This is a genomic window from Staphylococcus sp. GDY8P72P, from assembly GCF_016890655.1.
Taxonomy (GTDB): Bacteria; Bacillota; Bacilli; order Staphylococcales; family Staphylococcaceae; genus Staphylococcus; species Staphylococcus arlettae.
Genome location: NZ_JAFEQJ010000006.1, coordinates 359,101 through 376,323, shown reverse-complemented (window position 1 = coordinate 376,323; position 17,223 = coordinate 359,101). Strand labels below are relative to the sequence as shown.

The following is a 17,223-nucleotide window of genomic DNA, read 5'->3' as shown; positions in this document are numbered from 1 at the left end:
CATATGGTATAATATATTTGTTAAAAGATTAGACTCAGGCAGGAAGAGTGGGCTTATTACCCGCTCTTTTCTATTTGCCAAAAAAAGGAGGTCAGCATGAGTAAAATAATTCAACAAGTTGAAGCATTGATTCAACCTGTATTAACTGACTTAAATTATGAATTAGTGGACGTTGAGTTTACAAAAGAAGGTAAAGATCATTTTTTAAGAGTGTCAATCGATAAAGAAGGCGGCGTAGACTTAAATGATTGTACGTTAGCATCTGAAAAAATAAGTGAAGTTATGGATGAAAATGATCCAATTGAACAAATGTATTATTTAGATGTTGCTTCACCAGGAGCCGAAAGACCAATTAAAAATGAACAAGATTTCCAAAACGCTGTGAATAAACCTATTTTTGTCTCATTGTATGAACCAATCGAAAGTGAAAAAGAATGGTTAGGTACATTACAAGCTGTCAACGAGGAACATATAGTTATGGAAGTTAAAGATAAAGCAAAAACTAAAAATATTGAAATTCCAAGAAACAAAATTGCTAAAGCACGTCATTCTGTAATGCTTTAAGTGATTAGGAGGGGACAAAGTGTCAAGTAACGAGTTATTGTTAGCTACTGAATATTTAGAAAAAGAGAAAAAGATTCCAAGAGAAGTGCTGATTGATGCAATTGAAGCAGCTTTAATTACTGCTTATAAAAAGAACTATGATAGTGCGCGAAATGTTCGTGTTGAATTAAATATGGACGAAGGCGTATTTAAAGTTATAGCGCGCAAAGAAGTTGTTGAGGAAGTATTCGATGATCGTGACGAAATCGATTTAAGCACAGCACTTGTTAAAAACCCAGCGTATGAATTAGGTGATATATATGAAGAAGATGTGACACCTAATGACTTTGGACGTGTGGGCGCACAAGCTGCAAAACAAGCAGTTATGCAACGTTTAAGAGATGCAGAGCGCGAAATTTTATATGATGAATTTATCGATAAAGAAGAAGACATTGTTACTGGTCTAATCGATAGAGTAGATCATCGTTATGTGTATGTTAATTTAGGACGCACTGAAGCAGTACTTTCAGAAGCTGAAAGAAATCCTAATGAAAAATACATTCCTAATGAGAGAATTAAAGTCTTCGTTAACAAAGTAGAACAAACAACAAAAGGACCTCAAATATATGTGTCTAGAAGTCATCCAGGCTTACTAAAACGTTTATTTGAACAAGAAGTACCAGAAATATTTGATGGCACAGTAGTTGTTAAATCAGTCGCACGTGAAGCGGGTGACCGTTCAAAAATTAGTGTGCACTCAGATAATCCAGACATTGATGCTGTAGGTGCTTGTGTAGGTTCTAAAGGTGCACGTGTAGAAGCAGTAGTTGAAGAGCTTGGTGGCGAAAAAATTGATATAGTGCAGTGGAATGAAGATCCAAAAGTTTTCGTTCAAAATGCGTTAAGTCCATCACAAGTGCTTGAAGTTATTGTAGATACTGAAAACCAATCAACAATAGTTGTAGTACCAGATTATCAACTATCATTAGCAATTGGTAAGCGTGGACAAAATGCACGTTTAGCAGCTAAATTAACTGGTTGGAAAATTGATATCAAATCTGAAAGTGACGCACGTGAAGCAGGTGTATATCCTCATGTTGCAACAGATGAAGATGAGGCAATTGCTGAAGAGGATACATTGTCATTATCTGAAGAAGCAGATGTAGCAATTGAACAAGATATAGACGCAACACCAGACGACGAAGAACAAGAAAAATAATTGGGGTGATTACTTTATGAAAAAGAAAAAAATTCCAATGCGTAAATGTATACTATCCAATGAAATGCACCCGAAAACTGACATGATTAGAGTGGTAATTAATAAAGATAATGAAATCTTCGCTGATGCTACAGGTAAAAAACCGGGACGCGGTGCATATGTTTCTAAAAATGTCCAACAAGTTGAAGAAGCACAGCAAAAAGGTGTATTAGAAAAATACTTTAAAGCTGATGCTGACACTTTAGCACCAGTATACCAAGAAATTATTCGATTGATTTATCGTGAAGAGATTCCAAAATGAATAAAGAAAATATCGTGAATTTTTTAGGATTAGCTATGCGTGCAGGCAAAGTAAAAACAGGTGAAGCTGTAGTTCTTAATGAAATAAAAAAGAACAAAGTTAAGCTTGTTATTATTGCTTCAGATGCTTCTGACAATACTACAAAAGTAGTGCAAAATAAATGTGAAAGTTACCATATATCATTTCGAATATTTGGAACTAGAACGGAATTAGGACAAGCTATAGGAAAATCTGACCGTGTGCACATCGGTATTACTGATCAGGGTTTTGCTAAAAAGCTATTGTCTATGATAGAAGAATATCGTAAGGAGTGACTATATGAGTAAACAAAGAATTTACGAATATGCTAAAGAATTAAATTTAAAAAGTAAAGATGTAATTGATGAATTAAAAAAAATGAATGTGGAAGTATCAAACCACATGCAAGCATTAGAAGACGATCAAATTGCCCAATTAAACAAGAAGTTTAAACCGAGCACTCAATCGAATAATAAAGCTAATGCGTCAAAAGCTGACAAACCAGCTCAAAATAATCAAAAACAACAGCAAAAAAATAACCAAAAACCTAATAAAAACAAAAAGCAACAGAACAAAAAGAATAATGGTAAACAAAATAAAAAACAACAACGTGACAGTCAACCAGAAGTAAAAGAAATTCCAGCTAAAATAACTTATCAAGATGGTATTACTGTTGGTGAATTAGCAGAAAAAATAAATGTAGATTCTTCTGAAATAGTTAAAAAATTATTCTTACTTGGCATTATGGCCAACATTAATCAATCATTAGATGAAGAAACACTTGAATTAATTGTTGATGATTATGGTGTTGAAATTGAAAAAGAGATAGTTATTAATGAAGAAGATTTATCAATTTATTTTGATGATGAAGAAGACGATGAAGATGCAATTGAAAGACCGGCTGTTGTTACAATTATGGGTCATGTTGACCATGGTAAAACGACTTTATTAGATTCAATTCGTCACACGAAAGTAACTGCTGGTGAAGCTGGTGGCATAACTCAGCATATTGGTGCTTATCAAATCGAAAATGATGGCAAGAAAATCACATTTTTAGATACACCAGGTCACGCAGCCTTTACGACGATGCGTGCACGTGGTGCTCAAGTTACAGATATTACTATTTTAGTAGTTGCTGCTGATGATGGTGTAATGCCACAAACAATTGAAGCTATTAATCACGCCAAAGAAGCAAATGTTCCAACAATTGTCGCAGTAAATAAAGTTGATAAGCCGACTGCTAATCCTGATCGTGTGATGCAGGAATTAACAGAATACGGTTTAGTACCTGAAGACTGGGGCGGCGATACGATTTTCGTACCACTTTCAGCATTAAGTGGTGATGGTATCGATAGTTTATTAGAAATGATAGTTTTAGTGTCAGAAGTACAAGAATTAAAAGCTAATCCTGATAAACGTGCAGTAGGAACTGTTATTGAAGCTGAGTTAGATAAATCACGTGGACCTTCTGCTTCTCTACTAGTACAAAATGGTACATTAAATGTTGGAGATTCAATTGTTGTTGGAAATACGTATGGTAGAATTCGTGCAATGGTCAATGATTTAGGTCAACGAATTAAATCAGCTGGACCATCAACACCAGTAGAAATTACAGGTATTAATGATGTGCCACAAGCAGGAGATCGTTTTGTTATTTTCTCAGATGAAAAACAAGCACGTCGTATTGGTGAAGCACGTCATGAAGAAAATATTTTACAACAACGTCAAGAAAGTAAAAATGTATCACTAGATAATTTATTCGAACAAATGAAACAAGGTGAGATGAAAGACCTGAATGTTATCATCAAAGGCGATGTTCAAGGTTCCGTAGAAGCACTTGCAGCATCATTGATGAAAATCGATGTTGAAGGTGTAAATGTACGTATTATTCACACTGCAGTAGGTGCGATTAATGAATCAGACGTAACATTAGCAAATGCTTCAAACGGTATCATTATCGGTTTTAATGTTCGTCCAGATACAGGTGCGAAACGTTCAGCAGAAGCTGAAAACGTAGATATGCGTTTACACCGAGTTATATACACAGTTATCGAAGAAATAGAATCTGCCATGAAAGGTATGCTTGATCCAGAATTCGAAGAACAAGTAATCGGACAAGCAGAAGTTCGTCAAACATTCAAAGTATCAAAAGTAGGTACAATTGCTGGTAGTTATGTTACCGATGGCAAAATCACTCGAAATGCAGGCGTTCGTGTCATCAGAGACGGTGTCGTACAATTTGAAGGTGAATTAGACACACTTAAACGTTATAAAGATGATGTTAAAGAAGTGGCACAAGGATACGAATGTGGTATCACAATTGAAAAATATAATGACCTTAAAGAAGGCGACATTATAGAAGCCTATGAGATGGTAGAAATAAAAAGATAACTTAGATAATGAAAAAATACACTTCTGGTTGTTTAAGAAGTGTATTTTTTCGTTAAAAAGGAATAGTTAATGATCGATTGACAATAAGTGTCTAGGCAATCGTTTAAACTTGTAAGTGAAAATGTGATGGAGGAATTTATATGACAACTAAGCAGTTAAATAATTTAAATCACTTTTGGAAACAATATCTTGCAAATTATAACAATGAGTACAGTGAGAAGACTTTGAATTTAATTGCTGACAATAATGACATTACTGCATTTTTACATCCTGAAGACCTAGAGTATTTTAAATCGCAATTTGGCAATGATTTTACAACTATTCCTAGATTTGAAAAAATGATAAATTTTGCAAATAATAAAATTTTCGTTGATAAGCAGCGACACAATATATTACTAAAAGACAAGCCGATTAATCCAATGATTCCTCAACCTTATTTTGGTAATCCAAAGAAAGCTGACATTATTATTTTAAATAAACAACCTGAAAATGACTTTCGCACAGACAATCCGTTAGTTGACGGTGAACGTAAAATCCGCTTGAGAAATCGTATTTTGCAAGATTTGCGCGGAGATGAGCTGGGATTTGATGAGAAAAAATTTCTACCTTATGAAGACCAACACATATGGTTTATGAAATACTTTTATAGTGAATCCTCTATTTTAAAACAATTTAATATAGATCCAAACAGACTTATGTTATTTAACTATTTTCCGTATCAAACCAGTTACCAAGCCGGTGTGCCTAAAGAATTCTTAACACTAAGTGGACATACCTTACCTTCACAACGTAAAATTGGTGAATTATTTGCGAATATGGTAAGAGATGGGCGTAAGAGAATATTTATTGTACGTGAAGAAGAATTTTGGACTTCTAACTTTATAAAAGTATTTACACCTGAAGAATGTCAAATGTTAATAGATAATATGTTTGTTTTTGCTTCAAAACAAAACAAGTATTTAACATTAGGTAATATTTTAAGTTATAGAGAGCAGTTGGAAAAATTAAAACAAAAAAGGACATTGTCAAAAAGTGATTTTTATAAGTGGAAACAACATTTAAAAGAAGATCGCTTAATGGGTAAATCAGATATTTATCAAGCATTAAATAATTTTTAGACTAAAGGGGCGTCTGTACTGACGTCCCTTTATTTAACGTCTGATTTATGATGAATAGTGTGCTAAAGCAGCTGTTAAATGGTTGATATACTCCTCTTTATAATTTTGAGGGCTAATAATTTTAATCTTTTGAGGAAACCGTTTAGCTACAGATAGACATTCTATTTGCGACATAATAACTTCAGCAGTTTTAAAATTTTCGGTGGAATCGTAGTCAAGGATAACATATTCATTTTGTAAACAATGCCATAAGCTATTGTCACATTGAATTGTCACTATATTAGTAAGTTGCATAATGGAAATATCGTAAGATGTAGTAGTTGAAGTTAATTTGACAATATCACTAAAACGTATAGAACTTATTGTGGAATTATAAATGTATGTCAGCCAATAATTGTCGTCGATATAATGTATGTATAACGGACTGACATAAATTGTAGTATTTTGGGATGTATGAATGTTTATATTAAATTTATTATTGATACATTGGGTTGCTTCAATTAATGTTTCTGAAAATATCTTGTTCGTACTCACCTGAAAATTATTAAGTAAATTATGTATATACCATTTATGATGCTGATTGGATAAAGAATATTGTTTTAAAAATCGATAACTTTCTTCTTGTATAAAGGGTAATGTTTCTTTCATTTGGTATAATAAGGCAATTATCATTTGCTTTCTAATTTTGATAGGTATCGTTTGTAAACTATGCATTGCTGTTGTGGTGTCATATGCTACTTTAGCTTTTTGATCAACCCAAGTGTCATCTTCGAAAATAAAATTATTTATATCACTAAAATCTCTTTGGATTGAACGTTCATTTACGTTTAATTTATGTGCTAACTCACTTTTGTTCAACTTCATTCCATGTAATAAACGAGTATATATGTATAAAACTCTTTCTGTTTTCTCCAACCAATTATTCCTCCCAATAATATTTTGAGCTTTTAAATTATACCACACTTAATTTATTTGGAATATAGTTTTTGTATTTAAAGTTATTTTACATTTTTATAAATAACATAACTTTATTGATATGAAATTGTGATAAGTTAAAATTGTGATATAACAGTTAAGCAATAAAATTAAACAGTTAGGCAGTTAAATCGTTTTGAAAATCTTAATTTTATGTAACTTTATTACATGATTTAACAGTTAGGAATAAAAATAGTGCTTAACTGTATATATATATAGTACGATATAAATTTTTAGGTGATAGATTTTTACTATGCAAAAGTAAGATTTTATTAAACGAGTTAAATAATGGAGAAATAAGGTTTGACGTTAAAGATTGAACTATCTTATAATTTGAAGTAAGTAGACTATCTCATGAGTATATGCGAGGTGATATTAATGAATATGAGAGCAGAACGTGTCGGAGAACAAATGAAACAAGAAATCATGGACATCGTTAACAATAAAGTGAAAGATCCACGTATCGGATTCTTAACAATTACAGATGTGGAAGTAACGAATGACTTATCCATAGCAAAAGTGTACTTAACTGTATTAGGAAACGATAAACAAGTAGATGATACTTTTAAAGGTCTTGAAAAAGCAAAAGGCTTTATAAAATCTGAGTTAGGTTCAAGAATGAGATTACGTATAATACCTGAATTAAACTTTGAATATGATGAATCTATAGATTACGGTAATAAAATTGAACGTATGATACAAGATTTGCATAAAAAAGATTAATGGTGGGCTGGGACATAAATCAGTAGTGATTTGTAGTTCCAGCTTTTTCAATATTTAAAGCTAGTTGAAATAGAAAGTAAAGGACGTAGTGTATATGTATAATGGTGTATTGCCAGTATTTAAAGCTCGTGGCTTAACTAGTCATGATGTGGTTTTTAAATTGCGGAAAATTTTAGGCACGAAAAAAATTGGACACACTGGAACGCTTGACCCAGAAGTTTCAGGTGTCTTACCAATTTGCATTGGACCTGCAACTAAAGTCAGTGATTATATTATGGATATGGGCAAGACTTATCGTGCTACTGTATCAATTGGACGAAGTACCACGACTGAAGATCAAACAGGGGATATTTTAACTGAACAGCAAGTGGATACAACAATGATTACTACAGCAAAAATTGACGCAGTTCTCAAAGCCTTTGAAGGCACAATTACGCAAATTCCGCCGATGTATTCTTCAGTTAAAGTGAACGGCAAAAAACTATACGAATATGCACGTAACAATGAAGAAGTTGAGCGACCACAAAGACAAGTGGAGATATATGATATAATGAGATTGAGTGATTTAACATTTGACCAAGCACAATGTCATTTTGATATTCGAGTGTCATGTGGCAAAGGTACTTACATACGAACTTTAGCCACAGACATAGGTAAAGCATTAGATTTACCAGCGCATATGTCATTGTTAACGAGAATCAATAGTGGTGGTTTTGATATTGACGAGAGTATGACTTTGGAAACAATAGCGGAATTGCATGAGCAAGAAGCGTTACAAGATAAACTCTTTCCTATAGAATATGGTTTAAAAGGGTTGCAGGCCATTAATGTATCGTCTGAGAAACTAAAATCACAAATTCTGAATGGTCAAAAATTTGCGAAACAAACTTTTGAAGAAGTAATTGATGATACTGTTGTGATGATAGATAGTGCTACAAAAAAAGCACTTGCAATCTATGTACCGCACCCTACCAAATCAGATGAAATAAAACCTAAGAAAGTTTTTAACTAAAGGAGATATACACATGAAAGTGATAGAAGTGACTCATCCAATTCAAGCAGACCAATATATCACAGAGCCAGTAGCAATGGCATTTGGCTTTTTTGATGGTATGCATAAAGGACATGCTAAAGTATTCGAAACGTTGCAACAAAAAGCAGAAGCAAACAATTTGAAAAAAGCTGTCATGACTTTTGATCCCCATCCTTCAGTTGTGTTAAATCCTGAAAAGAAACGTACTGATTATTTAACACCAATAGATGATAAGATTGAAATAATGGATGAATACGGCATTGATTATTGTATTGTTATCAATTTTTCATCAAAATTTGCTGATGTGCTTGCTGAAACATTTGTTGAGGAATACGTTTTAAAAAACAATGTAAAACAAATTATTGCAGGCTTCGATTTTACTTTTGGTAAATTTGGTAAGGGCAATATGATGACTTTAGACCAATTAGAGCAATGTGAAACAACTATTGTCAGTAAACAAGAAATAGAATCAGAAAAAATTTCGACAACAGAAATTCGCAAAGCTTTAAAAGAAGGAAACTTACAAAAGGCAAATAATGAATTGGGCTATCACTATCGCATTAAAGGAACAGTTGTACAAGGCGAAAAAAGAGGTAGAACTATAGGCTTCCCAACAGCCAATATTCAGCCTAGTGGTGATTATGTGTTACCTAAAAAAGGGGTTTACGCTGTTAGTATGAATATTGGGGCTAGTGATAAATATTATCGTGGAGTTGCAAATGTTGGTGTGAAACCAACATTTCATGACCCATCAAAAGCACAAATAGTTATAGAAGTGAATTTGTTTGATTTTAAAGAGGATATCTATGGTGAACGAGTGACTGTTTACTGGCATCATTTTTTACGTCCAGAAGTGAAATTTGATGGTATCGATCCACTAGTAGAACAAATGCACAAAGATAAAGATCAAGCAAAATATTTATTAGCTGTTGATTTTGGTGATGATATATCATATAATATTTAAGTCGAATGTAATTATTTACATTGCAATCCTTTCTCTTGGCAAGTCGAAACTCCGACGCTTTGCTCGGATTGAGGTGTATAGTTTAAATTAAAAGGAGGAAATTGATATGGCAATTTCACAAGAACGTAAAAATGAATTAATTAAAGAATATCGTACACACGAAGCGGACACTGGTTCTCCAGAAGTTCAAATCGCTGTATTAACTGCTGAAATTAACGCTTTAAATACACACTTACGTACGCATAACAAAGACCACCATTCACGTCGTGGTTTATTGAAAATGGTAGGTCGTCGTAGACACTTATTAAACTATTTACGTGGTAAAGATATCCAACGTTACCGTGAATTAATTAAATCATTAGGTATCCGTCGTTAATCTTTTGACGTATGCAAAAGGGAAAGAACCAAAAGGTCCTTTCCCTTTTTTATAATCTTTTATAGTTTATTATCCATGTAAGTATAAATTTACATAATGAAATATAAAAAAACATTAGACTAATATAAAAATAATTAAATAAATGATATGATAGAAGTAATAGATATAGGAGAGGAGATTCATAATGTCTCAAGAGAAAAAAGTTTTTAAAACTGAATGGGCGAATCGATCATTAACAATAGAGACAGGACAACTAGCGAAACAAGCTAATGGCGCTGCACTTGTCCGTTATGGTGATACAGTTGTACTATCAACTGCTGTTGCTTCCAAAGAACCGCGCGATGGAGATTTTTTCCCATTAATGGTAAATTATGAAGAAAAAATGTATGCAGCAGGTAAAATTCCTGGTGGCTTTAAAAAACGTGAAGGTCGCCCGAGTGATGAAGCTACATTAACAGCAAGATTAATAGATAGACCTATCCGTCCACTATTTCCTAAAGGTTATAAATATGATGTTCAAATTATGAACACTGTACTTAGTGCTGATCCAGATTGTTCTCCAGAAATGGCGGCAATGATTGGTTCATCAGTAGCGTTAAGTGTTTCTGACATCCCATTCCAAGGACCTATTGCAGGTGTTAACGTAGGCTTTATAGATGGAGAATACATTATTAATCCAACAGTTGAACAAAAAGCAGTTTCACGTTTAGATTTAGAAGTTGCTGGTCATAAAGATGCAGTGAACATGGTTGAAGCTGGTGCAAGTGAAATCACTGAAGAAGAAATGCTAGAAGCTATCTTCTTTGGACATGAAGAAATTCAACGTCTAGTTGCTTTCCAACAAGAAATTGTTGACTACATTCAGCCAGTGAAAAAAGAATTTATTCCAGCAGAACAAGATGATTCACTCATAGCCAAAGTAACTCAATTAACTGAAGAACAAGGTCTAAAACAAGCAGTGTTAACATTTGATAAACAACAACGTGATGATAAATTAGACGAGCTAAAAGCGGCAGTGATCGACCAATTTATAGATGAAGAAGACCCAGAAAATGAGACATTAATTAAAGAAGTACAAGGCATTTTAAATGATTTAGTAAAAGCTGAAGTAAGACGATTAATTGCTGAAGAAAAAATCAGACCGGATGGCCGTAAAACAGACGAAATTCGTCCATTAGATTCTGAAGTAGGCTTGTTACCTAGAGCACACGGTTCAGGGCTATTCACACGCGGACAAACGCAAGCACTTTCTGTACTAACATTAGGTTCATTAAGTGAATATCAAATTATTGACGGATTAGGTGAGGAAGCAGAGAAACGCTTTATGCATCATTATAATTTCCCTAACTATTCAGTCGGAGAAACTGGACCAGTACGTTCACCGGGAAGAAGAGAAATCGGACACGGTGCATTAGGCGAAAGAGCATTGAGTCATATTATTCCAGACCCTAAAGATTTCCCTTATACGGTAAGAATTGTAAGTGAAGTACTAGAATCGAACGGTTCTTCTTCACAAGCATCAATTTGTGGCTCTACACTTGCTTTAATGGATGCAGGTGTGCCAATTAAAGCACCGGTTGCTGGTATAGCTATGGGATTAGTAACTCGTGACGATAGTTATACAATTTTAACTGATATTCAAGGTATGGAAGATGCTTTAGGCGATATGGACTTTAAAGTAGCAGGTACATCTGAAGGTATCACTGCAATACAAATGGATATTAAAATTGATGGTTTAACAAAAGAAATCATTAAAGAAGCATTAGAACAAGCACGCGAAGGTCGTTTAGCAATCTTAGATCACATGTTACAAACAATCGATACACCAAGAAGTGAGTTAAGCGCATATGCTCCGAAAGTTGTCACTATGACAATTAAACCAGCAAAAATTAGAGATGTGATTGGGCCTGGTGGTAAAAAAATCAATGAAATTATTGATGAAACAGGTGTTAAATTAGATATTGAACAAGATGGTACAATTTTCATAGGTGCAGTCGATCAAAATGCTATTGATAAAGCAAAATCAATTATTGAAGATATTACACGCGAAGCTGAGGTTGGACAAATTTATGACGCAAAAGTTAAACGTATAGAAAAATATGGTGCTTTTGTAGAATTGTTTGCCGGAAAAGACGCTTTAGTTCACATTTCACAAATTGCACAAGAACGCATTAATAAAGTCGAAGATGTATTAGCATTAGGTGACATTTTGAAAGTTAAAGTTACTGAAATAGATAAACAAGGTAGAGTAAATGCTTCTCATAAAGTATTAGAAACTAAATAATCTATATAAACAAGAAACTAGTATACGTTGTGTTGATTATACACATTTTGAAAGTTGTCAAAAAACATAACGTTAATACTAGTTTCTTTCTTTATGTCACAAAAAGTAGAAGTAAGGATACTTTTAACATGGAAATTACTTTAATAGTGTACACAGAGCCTAATATAACTTATAATATAAAATGAGATTATATATGGTCGGGGATTAAAATTAGGAGGTACCATTTTGAGTTTAATTAAGAAAAATAATAACAATATTCGCATAATCCCCCTTGGTGGAGTTGGAGAAATTGCGAAAAATATGTATATCGTTGAAGTAGACGATGAAATGTTTATGCTAGATGCTGGATTAATGTTTCCAGAAGACGAAATGTTAGGTGTAGATATTGTTATTCCTGATATTCAGTATGTCATTGAAAACAAAGAAAAGTTAAAAGGTATATTTTTAACACATGGTCACGAACATGCCATTGGTGCAGTAACATATGTACTTGAGCAAGTTGATGCACCCGTTTATGGTTCAAAATTGACTATTGCATTAATAAAAGAAAATATGAAGGCACGTAATATTAATAAAAAAGTAAGATACTATACTGTTAATAATGATTCGATTATGCGTTTCAAAGGGGTAAATATCACTTTCTTTAACACTGCACATAGTATTCCAGATAGTTTAGGTATATGTATTCATACATCTTATGGTGCAATCGTGTATACAGGAGAGTTTAAATTTGATCAAAGTTTACAAGGTCATTATGCACCAGACTTAAAACGTATGACTGAAATTGGAGACGAAGGTGTCTTTGCCTTAATCAGTGATTCGACGGAAGCTGAAAAACCTGGATACAATACTCCAGAAAATGTTATTGAGTCTCATATGTATGACGCGTTTACAAAAGTAAAAGGTCGTTTGATTGTCTCTTGTTATGCTTCTAACTTCATTAGAATTCAACAAGTGCTTACAGTTGCAAGCAAACTAAACAGAAAAGTGTCATTCTTAGGTCGTTCATTAGAAAGTTCATTTAACACAGCAAGAAAAATGGGCTATTTTGATATTCCCAAAGATTTGTTAATCCCGATCAATGAAGTGGAAAACTATCCTAAGAATGAAGTTATTATTATTGCAACTGGTATGCAAGGTGAACCAGTTGAAGCGTTAAGCCAAATGGCTCAAAAGAAACATAAAATTATGAACATTGAACCTGGAGATTCTGTCTTTTTAGCAATTACAGCATCTGCAAATATGGAAGTAATCATCGGCAACACTTTAAATGAGCTAGTGCGAGCTGGTGCTGAAATTTTACCGAATAATAAAAAGATTCATGCATCAAGCCATGGCTGTATGGAAGAATTAAAGATGATGATAAATATCATGAAACCGGAATATTTCATTCCTGTAAACGGTGAGTTCAAAATGCAAATTGCACATGCTAAATTAGCTAATGAAGCCGGCGTGCAACCTGAAAAAATCTTTTTAGTGGAAAAAGGTGATGTCGTTAATTATGATGGCGAAGCTATGATTCTTAACGAAAAAGTGAATTCAGGAAATGTACTTATTGATGGTATTGGTGTAGGAGATGTTGGTAACATCGTCTTACGAGATAGACATTTATTAGCCGAAGATGGAATATTTATCGCTGTTGTTACGCTAGATCCTAAAAACAGACGTATTGCTGCGGGTCCTGAAATTCAATCACGTGGATTCGTCTACGTGCGAGAAAGTGAAGCACTCCTTAAAGAAGCTGAAGAAAAAGTACGTGAAATAGTAGAGCAAGGACTATTAGAAAAACGTATTGAATGGTCAGAAATCAAGCAAAATATGCGTGATCAAATTAGCAAGCTATTGTTTGAAAGTACGAAAAGACGCCCGATGATTATTCCAGTTATTTCGGAAATTTAATATAAACCTATGAGTAAAAGAGGTTGAGGCTAATGCTTTATAAGCATGTAAAAATAGTGGTTGGGATTGCATAAAAATGTCAATCTACAAAGCTGTTTATACCTGTAGGAGGTAGTCTCTGCCTCTTCTTATTATTCATAACGCTAATTGTGAGACAGAGCATGGTAGATGTTTTTAGCATTGTGCTATGTTTAGATTAGTTTCAACTTTTTAAAAGAGGTGTAAAGTTTTGGCACAAACCAAAAAACGAGCGACGACAAGAAAAAAGGGAGCGACGACGCGTAAAAAGTCTACAAAACAACAAAAGAAACAAAAAGATAATGCGTTAAAATATGTCTTTGCGATAATCATCACTATTTTAACAATATTAGGAGCCTTTCAGTTAGGCATTGTTGGACGAATGATTGATAGCTTTTTCAATTATCTTGTAGGTACGAGTAGATACTTAACGTATATATTAATATTAATAGCTACAGTTTATATTACTTTGTATCGCGGTCTTCCTAAAACACGTAGAACAACTGGAGCAGTGATGCTACAGTTTACTTTGATTCTATTAATGCAAGTGATATATCACTTTACTCATAATAGCCAATCGAAAAGAGAACCAGTCTTATCTTTTGTCTATAAATCTTATGAAAACTCACATTTTCCAAATTTTGGTGGTGGCTTGATTGGCTTTTATTTATTGGAATTATTTATACCATTAATTTCTATTGTAGGTGTAATTATCGTTACACTGTTACTTATAATTTCAAGCGGTATCCTTTTATTAAAGCAAAAGCATCGTGATGTTTCGAAATTATTTTTAGAATCTTTGAAAGTTAAAAGTGAATCAGCATCCGACAATCTAAAAGCAAAAAGACAGCAACAAAAAGTTAAAAAAGAAGCAAAAGCGCGTGTGAAAGCTGAAAAACAAGCACAGCAAGCTGCGAAAAATGAAGAGTTGAAAGATGTATCAAACTTACCTGAAGTTAATGAAGTATCTCAAAAAGCTCAACCGGCAATTCCGATTTATGGACATAGTGATAATGAAGATGAGCACACAGCAACAGCTAAACAACCTAAAGGGCATGGCGATACTCTAACAAATGATGTGTCAGCTACAGAGGAACGTCAGAAGCACAAACAACAAAAACAACTTGCGCCTACTGAAGAAGAAGTAGAGGACAATACCGATAGTGAGTTGTCTGGTTCGATTTCAGAAGCAGGTGAAGTAGAAAACGAAGCTTATAAAGTGCCGCCACTTTCGTTGCTAAATCAACCGGCAAAACAAAAAACGACATCTAAAGCTGAAGTGCAGAAAAAAGGGCAATTGTTAGAAACTACATTAAAAAACTTTGGTGTAGATGCTCGTGTCACACAAATCAAAATTGGACCAGCCGTAACTCAATATGAAATACAACCAGCGCAAGGTGTGAAAGTAAGTAAAATTGTAAACTTGCATAACGATATTGCGCTAGCATTAGCAGCCAAAGATATTCGTATTGAAGCGCCGATTCCAGGTCGTTCGGCAGTCGGCATCGAAGTACCTAATGATAAAATTTCGTTAGTATCCTTAAAAGAAGTATTAGATGAAAAATTTCCAGCTAGCAATAAATTGGAAGTAGGATTGGGCAGAGATATTTCAGGCGACCCTATTACCGTAGAATTAAATAAAATGCCGCATTTATTAGTTGCTGGTTCAACTGGTAGTGGGAAATCAGTATGTATTAATGGTATCATTACCAGTATATTGTTGAATGCTAAACCACACGAAGTAAAACTTATGTTAATAGATCCAAAAATGGTAGAATTAAATGTATATAATGGAATTCCGCATTTATTAATACCAGTTGTAACGAATCCACATAAAGCGTCACAAGCGTTAGAAAAAGTAGTTGCAGAAATGGAAAGACGTTATGATTTATTCCAGCATTCTTCTACACGAAATATAGAAGGCTATAATGAATATATTAAACGTCAAAACCAAGAACTAGATGAAAAACAAGCTGAGTTACCTTACATTGTAGTTATTGTAGATGAGTTAGCTGATTTAATGATGGTTGCAGGAAAAGATGTTGAAAATGCAATACAACGTATTACTCAAATGGCACGTGCTGCTGGTATACATTTAATTATTGCGACACAAAGACCTTCAGTTGATGTCATTACAGGGATTATTAAAAATAATATTCCTTCAAGAATTGCATTTGCTGTTAGTTCACAAACTGACTCTAGAACAATAATAGATAGTGGCGGTGCTGATAAATTATTAGGTAAAGGTGATATGTTATATGTAGCAAATGGTGGTTCGGTAAGGACAAGGGTACAAGGTGCATTTTTAAGCGACCAAGAAGTGCAAGAAGTTGTTAATTATGTTGTGGAGCAACAAAAAGCAAATTATGTTAAGGAAATGGAGCCCGATGCACCCGTAGAAAAATCAGAAATGAAAAGTGAAGACCCACTTTATGATGAGGCATATCTATTTGTTATAGAACAACAAAAAGCAAGCACATCACTACTCCAACGACAATTTAGAATTGGTTATAACAGGGCATCAAGATTGATGGATGATTTAGAGAACAACCAAGTTATTGGACCACAAAAAGGCAGTAAGCCAAGACAAATACTTGTTGATTTAGATAACGATGAGGTGTAAATATGGAATTAACATCAGTTTATAGAGTGAAAGAATGGATAATTAACCAAATTAAAGAAGGTAAATTAGCACATGGAGAAAAACTACCTAGTAATTTAGCAATTGCTAGAGATTTAAAAGTAAAAACAGATGATGTCTATGATGGTGTAGATGAACTAATTACTGAACAAGTCTTAACTAATAATTTAGAAGAAGGTGTGAGCGTTAAATCGCTACACCCTTTCTTCTATCCATTAGGTGAATTAGTAAGTATTAGTGAAATGATTACGAATCAAGGCTATCAAGCAGGTACTGAATTTATCAGCTTAGACGAAAAGCCAGCCACATCATTAGACGCAAAATATTTGACGTTACCTGAAAAAACAATGGTTACTATTATTGAACGTATTCGCACAGCAAACCAGTTTCCTGTGGTGTATTGTTTAGATAAAGTACCCACATCAGAATTGACGTGTTATCAATATCAAACAAATAATCAATCCATTATTAATGCCATCGAGCAAAATTCTAAACGCAAAATTAGTTATGCTGAAACAGAAATAGAAGCAATTAGTTATGAACCACATATTTCAGATATTTTAAATGCGTCACCACATGAAGGACTCATGTTATTAAAGCTTATTCATTATGATAATGAACATAATCCTGTATTTTATTCATTTAATTATTTTAAAAGTAGTTTAGTAAAGTTTAAAACGGTAAGAAATAGACTATAAGCAAAAAGAAAGCGGGGAATGA

At 33.6% G+C, this 17,223-nt stretch carries 15 protein-coding genes; 14 read left to right on the top strand and 1 reads right to left on the bottom strand.

What is annotated here, in order from left to right; all coding sequences use genetic code 11:
* The first annotated feature begins 96 nt into the window (after positions 1-96).
* From rimP to JVU85_RS02970, 6 genes are all read left to right on the top strand, one after another.
* Positions 97-564: a ribosome maturation factor RimP gene (gene rimP / locus JVU85_RS02995; protein ID WP_204172075.1), complete on the top strand. Its 468-nt coding sequence runs from the start codon at positions 97-99 to the stop codon at positions 562-564.
* A 19-nt stretch (positions 565-583) separates the two neighbouring features.
* On the top strand, positions 584-1,762 hold the full coding sequence (gene nusA, locus JVU85_RS02990; RefSeq protein WP_021458852.1) for a transcription termination factor NusA: 1,179 nt from the start codon (positions 584-586) through the stop codon (positions 1,760-1,762).
* A 16-nt stretch (positions 1,763-1,778) separates the two neighbouring features.
* Positions 1,779-2,063 carry an RNase P modulator RnpM gene (rnpM, locus tag JVU85_RS02985; protein WP_002510991.1) on the top strand — a complete coding sequence of 95 codons (285 nt, stop codon included), beginning with the start codon at positions 1,779-1,781 and terminating at the stop codon, positions 2,061-2,063.
* Positions 2,060-2,377: a L7Ae/L30e/S12e/Gadd45 family ribosomal protein gene (locus JVU85_RS02980; protein WP_002510992.1), complete on the top strand. Its 318-nt coding sequence runs from the start codon at positions 2,060-2,062 to the stop codon at positions 2,375-2,377. The genes rnpM and JVU85_RS02980 overlap by 4 nt, the downstream gene beginning before the upstream one ends.
* A 4-nt stretch (positions 2,378-2,381) precedes the next feature.
* Complete coding sequence (infB, locus tag JVU85_RS02975; RefSeq protein ID WP_002510993.1) at positions 2,382-4,472, top strand: translation initiation factor IF-2; 2,091 nt, start codon at positions 2,382-2,384, stop codon at positions 4,470-4,472.
* 140 nt (positions 4,473-4,612) lie between these two features.
* On the top strand, positions 4,613-5,590 hold the full coding sequence (locus JVU85_RS02970; protein WP_107380327.1) for a hypothetical protein: 978 nt from the start codon (positions 4,613-4,615) through the stop codon (positions 5,588-5,590).
* A 45-nt stretch (positions 5,591-5,635) separates the two neighbouring features.
* Here JVU85_RS02970 and JVU85_RS02965 read toward each other — a convergent pair whose 3' ends face one another.
* Entirely contained in the window at positions 5,636-6,505 is an 870-nt protein-coding gene (locus JVU85_RS02965) for a hypothetical protein (RefSeq protein ID WP_204172074.1), read from the bottom strand.
* A gap of 414 nt (positions 6,506-6,919) precedes the next feature.
* On the opposite strand from JVU85_RS02965, the gene rbfA reads away from it, so the two are divergent.
* From rbfA to JVU85_RS02925, 8 genes are all read left to right on the top strand, one after another.
* Positions 6,920-7,288, top strand: a complete 369-nt coding sequence (rbfA, locus tag JVU85_RS02960; protein ID WP_172604821.1) for a 30S ribosome-binding factor RbfA — start codon at positions 6,920-6,922, stop codon at positions 7,286-7,288.
* Between the two features lie 94 nt (positions 7,289-7,382).
* Positions 7,383-8,300 carry a tRNA pseudouridine(55) synthase TruB gene (gene truB / locus JVU85_RS02955; protein ID WP_021458848.1) on the top strand — a complete coding sequence of 306 codons (918 nt, stop codon included), beginning with the start codon at positions 7,383-7,385 and terminating at the stop codon, positions 8,298-8,300.
* A gap of 13 nt (positions 8,301-8,313) precedes the next feature.
* Entirely contained in the window at positions 8,314-9,285 is a 972-nt protein-coding gene (locus JVU85_RS02950) for a bifunctional riboflavin kinase/FAD synthetase (RefSeq protein WP_002510998.1), read from the top strand.
* 106 nt (positions 9,286-9,391) lie between these two features.
* The gene (gene rpsO, locus JVU85_RS02945) at positions 9,392-9,661 is read left to right on the top strand and encodes a 30S ribosomal protein S15 (protein ID WP_002510999.1); all 270 of its coding nucleotides are present in this window, start codon (positions 9,392-9,394) and stop codon (positions 9,659-9,661) included.
* 184 nt (positions 9,662-9,845) lie between these two features.
* Positions 9,846-11,945 carry a polyribonucleotide nucleotidyltransferase gene (gene pnp / locus JVU85_RS02940; protein ID WP_002511000.1) on the top strand — a complete coding sequence of 700 codons (2,100 nt, stop codon included), beginning with the start codon at positions 9,846-9,848 and terminating at the stop codon, positions 11,943-11,945.
* 225 nt (positions 11,946-12,170) lie between these two features.
* Positions 12,171-13,844 carry a ribonuclease J2 gene (gene rnjB, locus JVU85_RS02935; RefSeq protein WP_002511001.1) on the top strand — a complete coding sequence of 558 codons (1,674 nt, stop codon included), beginning with the start codon at positions 12,171-12,173 and terminating at the stop codon, positions 13,842-13,844.
* Positions 13,845-14,073: 229 nt separating this feature from the next.
* Positions 14,074-16,485 (top strand): DNA translocase FtsK, encoded by a 2,412-nt coding sequence (locus JVU85_RS02930; RefSeq protein ID WP_204172073.1) that lies wholly within the window; start codon positions 14,074-14,076, stop codon positions 16,483-16,485.
* Between the two features lie 2 nt (positions 16,486-16,487).
* Positions 16,488-17,201 (top strand): GntR family transcriptional regulator, encoded by a 714-nt coding sequence (locus JVU85_RS02925; RefSeq protein ID WP_002511003.1) that lies wholly within the window; start codon positions 16,488-16,490, stop codon positions 17,199-17,201.
* The last annotated feature ends 22 nt before the right edge of the window (positions 17,202-17,223 follow it).

What these genes read in the sequence shown, in the direction of transcription:
- truB (WP_021458848.1), top strand. Translation starts at nt 7,383, where the DNA reads ATGTATAATGGTGTATTGCCAGTATTTAAAGCTCGTGGCTTAACTAGT.
- rpsO (WP_002510999.1), top strand. Translation starts at nt 9,392, where the DNA reads ATGGCAATTTCACAAGAACGTAAAAATGAATTAATTAAAGAATATCGT.
- JVU85_RS02980 (WP_002510992.1), top strand. Translation starts at nt 2,060, where the DNA reads ATGAATAAAGAAAATATCGTGAATTTTTTAGGATTAGCTATGCGTGCA.
- pnp (WP_002511000.1), top strand. Translation starts at nt 9,846, where the DNA reads ATGTCTCAAGAGAAAAAAGTTTTTAAAACTGAATGGGCGAATCGATCA.
- JVU85_RS02950 (WP_002510998.1), top strand. Translation starts at nt 8,314, where the DNA reads ATGAAAGTGATAGAAGTGACTCATCCAATTCAAGCAGACCAATATATC.
- JVU85_RS02925 (WP_002511003.1), top strand. Translation starts at nt 16,488, where the DNA reads ATGGAATTAACATCAGTTTATAGAGTGAAAGAATGGATAATTAACCAA.
- JVU85_RS02970 (WP_107380327.1), top strand. Translation starts at nt 4,613, where the DNA reads ATGACAACTAAGCAGTTAAATAATTTAAATCACTTTTGGAAACAATAT.
- rnpM (WP_002510991.1), top strand. Translation starts at nt 1,779, where the DNA reads ATGAAAAAGAAAAAAATTCCAATGCGTAAATGTATACTATCCAATGAA.
- rimP (WP_204172075.1), top strand. Translation starts at nt 97, where the DNA reads ATGAGTAAAATAATTCAACAAGTTGAAGCATTGATTCAACCTGTATTA.
- rbfA (WP_172604821.1), top strand. Translation starts at nt 6,920, where the DNA reads ATGAGTATATGCGAGGTGATATTAATGAATATGAGAGCAGAACGTGTC.
- infB (WP_002510993.1), top strand. Translation starts at nt 2,382, where the DNA reads ATGAGTAAACAAAGAATTTACGAATATGCTAAAGAATTAAATTTAAAA.